The following is an 11254-nucleotide window of genomic DNA, read 5'->3' on the forward strand; positions in this document are numbered from 1 at the left end:
GTTTAAGCAAGGTTGCCCTTCAGCTTCACCATCAAAAACTTGTGCCTTCTTTGCATTCGGAAGAACTGAATCCTTACGTTGATTTTGAAAAGTCTCCATTTTATGTACAGCATGAAACAGAAACGTGGAAGCAGCCTGTTATCAAGGAGAATGGGGAAGAGGTCCCTTATCCGCGGCGGGCTGGTATCAGTTCCTTCGGAGCAACTGGTTCAAACGCACATATTATCCTTGAGGAATATATTCCTCAAGCAGCGGAGCAGGACGTTTCTTTGTCCTCAGATTCTGACATATTCGCAGTTATTCCGCTTTCTGCCCGTAATCAAGAACGTCTCCGTGTATATGTAAAACGTCTCTTGGATTTTCTTCATGATGGGATTCAGATTAGAGATTTGGCGTATACATTGCAGGTAGGCCGTGAACCAATGGAAGAACGGGTTTCTTTCTTAGCATCCGGAATTCAAGAATTAAGCGACCAATTGAAGGCTTTTATAGAAGGACAAAAAACCATTCAGCATTGCTGGAAGGGCCGCGTGTCAAGAGGAAGCGAACCATCGCGTCCCGCCGAATCGGTACATAAATTGCTGGAGCAAAGAAAACTCGATCAAATTGCGGAGCAGTGGGCGAACGGATCTGTGGTTGACTGGAAGCTGCTTTACGACGGAAACAAACCAAAGCGGATCAGCCTGCCGACTTACCCATTTGAGAGGGTGCGTTATTGGGTGCCGAAAGCGGAGAAAAAGACTGATCGTTTAAAGGAGGAGCGACACATCCTGCATCCTCTCCTGCATCAAAATGTGTCCGACATATCGGGTGTCCGCTTCCGTTCAGCGTTTACAGGACGTGAATTTTTCTTGAAGGATCATGTCATAAAGGGCGAACACATTTTACCTGGCGCAGCTTTATTGGAGATGGTTCGGGCAGCTGTGGAAAGGGCAGCTGCGGATCAGTTCCCGACAGGATTCCGGCTCCGGAATATCGTCTGGGTCCGGCCGTTCACCGTCACAGAACAGCAGAAAGATATAGATGTACGTCTATATCCTGAGGAGAATGGTGAGATTACATTTGAAATCTGCCGGGACCCTGAAAGCGCAGAGGAGTCGCCGATTGTATATGGGCAAGGGAGTGCAGTGCTTTGTGAGGCTGGTGAAAATCCGGTTATCAACATTGAAGAACTGAAGGCAAGCTATAATGGCCGTACGCTGTCACCTTTTGATTGCTACGAGGCTTATACAGAAATGGGTATTCATTATGGTGACAGCCACAGAGCGATCGACAGCCTATATGCCGGCGAAAACGGAGTTCTAGTGAAATTGACGATGCCTCCTGTAATCTCTGATACAGAAGACCATTATATTCTGCATCCGAGCATGATAGATTCGGCATTTCAAGCATCTATCGGTTTGAGGCTGGGAGGAGCTACGAGTTTAGAAGACAGAAAGGCAATGCTGCCTTTTGCCATACAGGATGTCCAAATCTTCAAAGGCTGCGAGGCATCTATGTGGGCGCGGATCACATATAGCGAGGGCAGTACAGCTGGGGATCGTATGCAGAAGCTTGATATCGATTTATGCAATGAAGAGGGGCAGGTTTGCGTGCGATTGACGGGCTATTCTGCAAGAGTGTTAGAAACAGGTCAAGAAGATCCTTCTGAAGCGACTGACACGCTATTGTTCGAACATATTTGGGAAGAACGTGCTGCAGAGAGGAAAGAGCTCATAGAGTACGACACACATAAAGTCGTTGTCTGTGATGTTGGAGAACAAATGGAAAGCCTCCAAAATCATCTTGACTGTACAGTTCTGCAGCATGATACAGAGACAATTGATGAACGGTTTGAAGGTTATGCCATACAGTTATTTGAAGAAATCAAACAGCTAATGCACTCAAAAACAGGGGGACATACATTCATTCAAGTGGCGGTGCCTGCGTTGGACGAGCCTCAGCTATTAAGCGGCTTAACTGGATTGCTCAAAACGGCTGAACTGGAAAATCCAAAACTGACAGGACAGTTGATCGAAATAGAGACCGGGATGTCAGCTGGTGACCTATTCGAAATATTGGAGGAAAACAGACGCTATCCGCGTGACACGCATATCCGCCACTGGCAAGGGAAGCGATTTGTAAGCAAGTGGAAAGAAGTGTCTGGTGAGCACCTAAGAGCTGATATGCCATGGAAGGATAAAGGCGTGTATCTGATCACAGGCGGTGCAGGCGGTCTTGGATTCATCTTTGCAACTGAAATTGCGAACCAAACGAATGACGCGGTTGTGATCCTGACAGGACGCTCTCCGCTTGATGAAAGGAAGAAGAAGAAGCTTCAAGCCTTACAGAAACTTGGCATCCAAGCGATTTACAGACAAGCTGATCTGGCTGACAAACAAGCGGTTGATGCCTTATTAAAAGAAACCCAAAACGTTTACGGAGACTTAGATGGCATCATTCATAGCGCCGGTTTAATAAAAGATAATTTCATTATGAAGAAAAAGAAAGAAGAGGTTCAAACCGTTCTTGCTCCAAAGGTCACAGGACTGGTTCACCTTGACGAAGCAACGAAAGATATTCCGCTCGATTTCTTTATCCTTTTTTCCTCAGGTGCCGGAGCAGTAGGAAGCGCGGGACAGGCTGATTACGCAATGGCCAATGCATTTATGAATGCATTTAGCGAATATCGTAATGGCCAAGCAGAGCTGCACAAGCGTTACGGAAAAACTCTTTCAGTGTGCTGGCCGCTGTGGAAAGACGGGGGCATGCAAATTGATGCGGAAACTGCAAGGATGCTGAAAAGAGAAACAGGCATGGTGGCCATGGAAACAGATCGTGGGATTCAGGCGCTATATCATGGCTGGACGTCAGGAAACCCGCAAGTGTTAGTTGCTTCTGGTGTTACTGATCGGATTCGTGCATTTTTACATGAAACGGGACATGGCAAAGGCCAATCTCACAATATCAAAAAAAGCAGTCTCAATCAGGAGGCAGAAAAAGCAGACATGATCGGGGAAGCTGATGAAGAGATACTAAGAGAAAAAGCGGAGAACTATTTTAAACAGGTGCTTTCTTCGGTGATTAAGCTGCCAGCCGGCCAGATTGATGCTGAAGCTCCTCTCGAGGATTACGGGATCGATTCTATCATGATCATGCATATAACAGGTCAATTAGAAAAAGTATTCGGTTCTTTGTCCAAGACGCTGTTCTTTGAATATCAGGATATTCGCTCATTAACACGGTATTTTATTGATTCCCGCAGAGAAAACCTGCTGGACATCTTGGGAATTGAAACAGGAAAACCTTCTGCTGCGGAAAATACAAAAACTGATTCAGAGCCTGAAAAGAGAGAAATCTCTGTTGCCCCAAGAAAGTCTGGATTCTTTCCTTTGCAAGAAAAAGGGCAACAACAGTTAAGAGAAAAGGGAACAGAGGAAATTGCGATCATCGGTATCTCAGGGCGCTATCCACTGGCAGACAACATTAATGAATTGTGGGAGAACCTGAGAGACGGTCGAGACTGTATTACTGAAATTCCTGCAGACCGCTGGGATCACAGTCTTTATTATGACGAAGATAAAGACAAGCCTGGAAAAACCTACAGCAAGTGGGGAGGCTTCTTGAAGGATGTAGACAAGTTTGATCCGCAGTTTTTCCATATTTCGCCGCGTGAGGCAAAATTAATGGACCCTCAAGAGCGTTTATTTTTGCAGTGTGTGTATGAAACGATGGAAGACGCAGGCTATACAAGGGAGCATCTCGGCCGTAAGCGTGATTCGGAGCTTGGCGGAAGCGTCGGTGTTTACGTCGGTGTCATGTACGAAGAATATCAGCTGTACGGGGCACAAGAGCAGGTGCGGGGAAGGTCTCTGGCTTTAACGGGAAATCCATCATCCATCGCGAACCGAGTATCTTATTATTTTGATTTTCACGGACCGAGTATTGCTTTAGACACCATGTGTTCTTCTTCTTTAACGGCTATCCACTTGGCCTGCCAAAGCCTGCAGCGCGGAGAGTGTGAGGCGGCATTCGCGGGCGGCGTGAATGTGTCAATCCATCCAAATAAATATTTGATGCTCGGGCAGAACAAATTTATGTCCAGCAAAGGCCGATGTGAAAGCTTCGGACAGGGCGGAGACGGCTATGTGCCGGGGGAAGGCGTTGGAGCAGTGCTTTTGAAGCCATTGTCTAAAGCAGTTGAAGATGGTGATCACATTTATGGAATCATTAAGGGGACAGCCATCAACCACGGGGGAAAAACAAACGGGTACTCAATTCCCAATCCGAATGCCCAAGCAGATGTCATCAAAAAGGCGTTTGTGGAAGCGAAGGTTGATCCGCGGACAGTCAGTTACATCGAAGCCCACGGCACGGGAACCTCTCTCGGTGATCCTATTGAAATCACAGGGCTGTCCAAAGTGTTTACGCAAGAAACCGATGACAAACAATTTTGTGCAATAGGGTCAGCCAAATCAAATATCGGGCACTGTGAGAGTGCGGCAGGTATCGCAGGAGTAACGAAGGTATTGCTCCAAATGAAATACAGGCAGCTTGCGCCTTCCCTGCATTCAAACGTGCTGAACCCGAATATTGATTTCCTTAACTCGCCGTTTAAAGTACAGCAAGAGCTAGAAGAGTGGAAGAGGCCGATCATCAGTGTCAATGGCAAAGACATCGAATTACCGAGAATCGCAGGAGTCTCTTCATTTGGTGCCGGAGGTGTGAACGCCCATATTTTAATAGAAGAGTATGCTCCGGAACCTGTGGAGGAGCGTTTACCAGCGAGGAAACAGCCGGCTGTCATTGTGCTCTCAGCAAAAAATGAGGAAAGACTTCAGAAACGCGCGGAGCGATTGCTGCATGCCATTCGTGAACAAACATATGCTGAAGCAGATTTACACCGAATTGCCTATACACTGCAAGTCGGACGGGAAGCGATGAACGAACGGCTGGCGTTCGTTGCGGAATCGATGCGGGAGCTTGAAGAAAAGCTGAATGAATGTATCTCCGGAACAGAAAATCGTGAATATGTCTATCGCGGACAAGTAAAGCGCAACAAAGAGGCCATTGCTGCTTTTGCTGCTGATGAGGATATGTCAAAAACAATTGAGGCATGGCTGCAAAAAGGAAAATATGCGAAGGTTTTAGACCTGTGGGTAAGAGGTTTGCGAATCGACTGGAGCACGCTATATCAGAATCAAAAACCGCGGCGCATCAGTTTACCTGTCTATCCTTTCGCAAGAGATCGCTATTGGATAGACGTACATGCAATGGCTGAGGAAAAAAGAACGGAGGAGCCATTCGTTCCGGTACAGCCTGTCCTTCCAAAGCCGTCTGTAACCAGAGAAGCCAGCAGCAAGCCTGCCAATATTACGTTACAGCCTTTAATGACCAATCAGGATCGTTTAGAGCGTGTTCCATCAGATACAGAAACAGAGACGATCACTGCGGAAGCCTTGTGCGATGAACTGACAGCGGGCTTAGCGGAAGTGCTGTACATGGACCAAAACGAGATTGATCCAGACGAAGCATTCATAGATATCGGTATGGACTCGATTACCGGGCTCGAATGGATAAAAGCAATAAATAAACAGTATGGCACATCACTAAATGTCACAAAGGTATATGATTATCCGACCACACGTGATTTCGCTGTTTACTTAGCACACGAGTTAAGCACACAAGCTGGGGAGAAAAAACAAACGGAGACGTACACGCCGATCAGACAAAAAACAGCGGTACCTGCTGCTAAACCGGCTAATATATCTCTGCAGCCGTTAGAACATCATCAGCCAGTGCAAGAGGAAGCTGAAGAAACGATTCAATATGCAGCGGCAGAAATATCTGCATCAAGACAATATGCTGTAGCAATTGAAACGCTGCATGAAAACTTGAGGGAAAGCATAGCAGACGTGTTATACATGGAGCCATACGAGGTGGATATTGACGAAGCGTTCATAGATATCGGAATGGACTCGATTACCGGACTCGAATGGATAAAAGCGGTGAACAAGCAATACGGAACGTCTTTTACGGTAACCAGGGTATATGATTATCCAACGATACGTGATTTTGCTGAAATGCTAAAGTCCGAGCTTGGAACTCATCTTGATAGAAAGATAGAGCATACTGACTCTTTCGAAGCAGCCCAGCAAAAGCCAGCAGCACCATCTCATCCAAAGCCGGCAGAACGGCCCCTTCAGCCTGTTCAACATCCAATAAAGAAAGAACATGAGAAGAAAACGGTTCCTGTTCATCAAGACCGCCCGGAGGATGCGATAGCGATTGTCGGGATGTCGGGAAGATATCCGGGCGCTCGTAATGTAAGAGAGTACTGGGATAACCTGGTTCATGCGAGAAATGCCATTCGGGACATTCCAACATCACGGTGGGATGTTGACAAATACTATGATCCTGTCCTCAACAAAAAAGGGAAAGTCTATTGCAAATCAATGGGGATGCTTGATGATATTGAACATTTTGATCCGTTGTTTTTTAATATTCCGCCGTCAGAAGCTGAACTGATGGACCCGCAGCATCGAATCTTTTTGCAGGAAGGCTATAAAGCCTTTGAGGACGCTGGGTACAACGCCCGAACTTTAAATGAGAAAAAATGCGGTGTATATCTCGGCATTATGAGCAATGAATACGGGGTCATACTGAACCGGCAGGCAAGAGCAAATGCCACCGGGAACAGCTTTGCGATCGCTGCGGCGCGTATTCCATATTTTCTTAATTTAAAAGGGCCTGCGATTCCTATTGACACCGCTTGTTCATCTTCATTGGTCGGCACACATTTAGCGCGGCAGGCACTTATAAACAAAGAAATTGATATGGCGCTGGTCGGCGGGGTCAGCTTATACCTGACGCCGGAATCTTACATCAGTATGTGTGAGGCCGGCATGCTTTCACCTGATGGACAATGTAAAGCATTTGACAATGGCGCGAATGGTTTTGTGCCCGGCGAGGGTGCGGGTGCGCTGGTTCTGAAAAGGCTGAAAGATGCAGAAGCGGACCGTGACCATATTTATGGCATCATCATTGGCTCGGGTATTAATCAGGACGGGAAAACAAACGGAATCACGGCACCGAGTGCAAAAAGCCAAATGGACCTGGAAAGAGACATATATGAAACATACGGCATACATCCTGAGAGTATCAGTTATGTCGAGATGCATGGCACAGGAACAAAACAAGGCGATCCAATTGAATTAGAAGCTCTGTCCACCGTATTTCAAGAAAAAACAGACAAAAAGCAGTTTTGCGCAATCGGTTCCGTCAAAAGCAATATTGGCCATACATCCGCGGCGGCAGGAGTAGCCGGGGTTCAAAAAGTGTTATTATGCATGAATCATAAAACACTTGTGCCGACATTGAACTTCACGACACCGAATGAGCATTTTGAATTTGAGCATTCTCCTTTATACGTAAATACGGAGCTTAAGCCTTGGGAAACGGGTGATGGAAAACCGCGGAGAGCATGTGTGAGCTCTTTCGGATATAGCGGAACGAATGCCCATATCGTGATAGAGGAATATCAGCCTGAAAAGAGGAGCGATCCATTAACAAAGCAGCACCGCTCAGCATTATTTGTACTTTCAGCGAAAAAAGAGAAGCAATTGAAGGCCTATGCGGAAGCAATGAAAGATTTCGTAACTTCCAATGAAGATATCGATCTGGAGGATATGGCATACACACTTCAGACGGGCCGGGAAGCAATGGATTATCGCATGGCGTTTTTGGCGGATTCGAGAGAAATGCTGATCAAAGCTTTAGATGATTATTTGGCTGAAATGCCGAACGGCAGCATATTTGCTGCTCACGTGAAAACGAAGAAGAGCGAAATCAAGCTGTTTGAAACGGATCATGATGCCAAAGCATTGCTGCAAACATGGATAGAGAAAAAAAGGCTGGAGAAAGTAGCAGAGCTATGGGTGAAAGGGCTGCAGATAGATTGGAACAAGCTTTATGGGGAATACACGCCTCGCCGAATCAGCCTGCCTGCTTATCCGTTCGCGGAAGAGTATTACTGGCTGCCAACTCAAGAAGGCGAACCCGAAACCATTGCTACAGCAATGCCTCAATTCGAACTGATGCCAAAGCGCTGCTTTCTGCGTAAACAGTGGCAGCCTTGTCCGATTGAACCGGCAGAAATGACGAATCAAACCGTCGCCATTTTGGCAAATGAGGAGACAATGGCATTAGCGGAAGAGCTTTCGACGTATTTCTCGACATACCGTATATTTGACAGCCAAGAGCTGGATCGGGTATCTGCTGCTGACTATGAACACGTTGCTGGAGCAATCGATCTGATCGGGTGCGGAACGAGCCATGAGCATTCTATGGGCTGGATAAACTGGCTCCAAAAGCTGATCGAGCAAGGACGTGCAAGCAAGCATCATTTGACGGTCTTGGGTGTAACAAAGGGGCTGGAGGCCTACGCAAATGAGGGTGTTATTTTGTCTGGTGCTTCACGGGCCGGTTTATACCGCATGCTTCAAAGTGAGTACAGCCATCTTACTTCAAGACATGCAGATATGGAATGCGAAGCCTCTCATGAGGAGCTGGCCAGACTGATTGCAGTTGAATATTATGCCAAGAGCACAGAATCAGAAGTCTGTTATCGAAACGGACAGCGATATCGCGCATATTTGACAGAGCAGCCAGCAGAAGCCGCTCTAAGTCATAAGCAAGTATCGTTTTCAACAGACAAAGTCCTGCTCATTACAGGCGGGACAAGAGGTCTCGGCTTGCTGTGTGCGCGGCATTTTGTGAAAACATACGGCGTTAAGCGGCTGGTCCTTATCGGCCGTGAAGAGCTTCCACCGCGTGACCAGTGGAATTCGGTAAAAATTTCCTCGCTTGCCGAGAAAATAAAAGCCGTTCAAGAGCTAGAAGACATGGGTGCGCAAGTTCAGGTGCTGTCTCTGGATCTCACAGACAGGGTTGCTGTCGAACAGAGCCTGAAGACAATACACGAAACAATGGGGGCGATTGGCGGAGTCATCCATTGTGCCGGGATGGTGAACAAACAAAACCCGGCTTTTATCAGAAAATCACTAGAAGAGATCGGACAGGTGCTTGAACCGAAAGTCGAAGGTCTGCAAACGTTGTTTGACCTGCTTCAAGATGAACCATTGGCGTTTTTCACCTTGTTTTCATCAGTATCAGCGGCCATCCCTGCACTAGCAGCAGGACAAGCTGATTACGCGATGGCAAATGCTTTTATGGATTATTTTGCGGAGGCTCATCAAGATAAATGTCCCATTGTAAGCATTCAGTGGCCAAACTGGAAGGAGACCGGTTTAGGCGAGGTGCGAAGCAAAGCTTTAGAACAAACTGGATTGATCAGTTTGACAAACGACGAGGGATTACAGCTGCTTGACCAGATTCTATCAGACAGACAGTATGCTGTCGTGCTGCCGGCAGTACCAGATACAAACGTTTGGAAGCCGGATAAGCTGATGCAGCCGTCAATGCCTGTCGAAGCTCTCTCGCATCCTGAGACGAAAGAGCAAACCAGCACTCGCAACCTGTTCCCTGAAACAGTCGACTGGCTCGTAACTCTTTTTTCAGATGAACTGAAAATAGCTGCAGAAGACTTTGAAACGGATGAACCTTTCCAAGAATACGGAATCGACTCGATTATATTGGCCCAGCTGGTACAGCAGATGAACCAACAATTAAATGGAGATATTGATCCGTCAATTTTGTTTGAATACCCGACAATAGAATCCTTTGCACACTGGCTCATTTCGAAATATGACATATCAGCTGTTTTACAGCCATCTGTTCCTGAGAAACAGACACCTTTCAAGCCGCAATCAGCAATGAAACAGAAGCCGGTGCCAGAACAGCGGCCGCAACAGATAAGCCATGAAAAAACGGCACTTCTTGCTGAGGACATCGCTATCATCGGTCTTAGTTGCAGGTTCCCAGGAGCGGAAACCCTAGAGGAATACTGGGAACTAATACGTGATGGACGGTCTGCGATTGCGCCTGTTCCGCCTGAACGATTCGGGAACTCCAGCTCAAATTACGCGGGCCTCATTGATGAAATGAACCAATTTGATCATGATTTCTTCATGATGTCCGAAAACGATGTCAGAGCGATGGACCCTCAAGCTTTGGCTGTATTGGAGGAAAGCTTGAAGCTGTGGTATCACGCCGGTTATACAGAGAAAGAAGTGAAAGGCATGAGGGCTGGTGTTTATATAGGAGGCCGCAGCCAGCACAAGCCTGATCCGGCCAGTCTTTCAAAAGCAAAAAATCCGATAGTCGCTGGCGGACAAAACTATTTAGCGGCTAACATCTCACAATTTTTTGACTTGAAGGGACCGAGTATTGTCCTGGATACCGCTTGTTCCTCTGCACTGGTGGGGCTGAATATGGCCATTCAGGCTCTGCGAAGCGGAGATATTGAGGCAGCGGTTGTAGGCGGCGTCAGTTTGCTTGATGCTGATGCGCATCGAATGTTTCATGAGCGCGGACTTTTATGTGACAAACCGTCATTCCATATTTTTGATAAGCGGGCAGACGGTGTCATTTTAGGAGAAGGCGTGGGCATGGTTCTCGTCAAAACCGTCAGCCAAGCGCTTGAAGACGGAGATTCCATATATGCAGTCATTAAGGCTGCAGCAATTAATAATGATGGAAGAACGGCTGGCCCATCATCTCCGAATCTCGAGGCACAAAAGGACGTCATGCTGTCAGCGCTTGAAAAAAGCGGCAAAAAGACTGAAGAGATCAGCTATCTCGAAGCGAACGGATCGGGGTCGGCAGTAACAGATTTACTTGAATTAAAGGCAATCCAGTCCATTTACCGTTCTGAATCAAAGGCTCCGTTAGGGCTGGGATCGGTGAAACCTAACATCGGCCATCCATTATGTGCAGAGGGGATTGCGAGCCTGATTAAAGTAGCTTTAATGCTGAAGCATAGACAATTGGTTCCATTCCTGTCAGGTAATGAAAATATGCCGTATTTTGATATAGAAAAGACAGATTTGTATTTCAGCAGATCGCAAGCCGAGTGGAAGGAGACAACGCCGGCTGCGGCAATTAATTGTTTTGCAGATGGCGGAACGAACGCCCATCTCATTATAGAAGCCTGGAATGAATCGGTTGCTCGTCCAATTAGAAGAAAACCTCTGCCTTTGCCGGAATTAAATAGGCAGCCCGTTTTAATCAAACCATCAGCTCAAAACGTGCAGGAAAAAGTGCATTCAGACACAGGGGCTTCTAAAGATATGTTTTGGAAAACTTTCAAATAAGA

Annotated in this window: 1 protein-coding gene (only partly in view); it reads left to right on the forward strand. The window is 46.8% G+C overall.

Going from position 1 to position 11254, the window contains the following annotated elements; all coding sequences use genetic code 11:
• A protein-coding gene (pksL, locus tag MKX38_RS09110; protein WP_339189225.1) for a polyketide synthase PksL crosses the window boundary here: on the forward strand, positions 1 to 11252 show its 3' portion. 2377 nt of this gene lie to the left of the window's left edge; 11252 of the gene's 13629 nt are visible here — the last part of the coding sequence; the start codon falls outside the window, past its left edge; it ends in the stop codon at positions 11250 to 11252.
• The last annotated feature ends 2 nt before the right edge of the window (positions 11253 to 11254 follow it).

Source organism: Bacillus sp. FSL M8-0025 (assembly GCF_037975475.1).
Lineage (GTDB): Bacteria > Bacillota > Bacilli > Bacillales > Bacillaceae > Bacillus > Bacillus subtilis.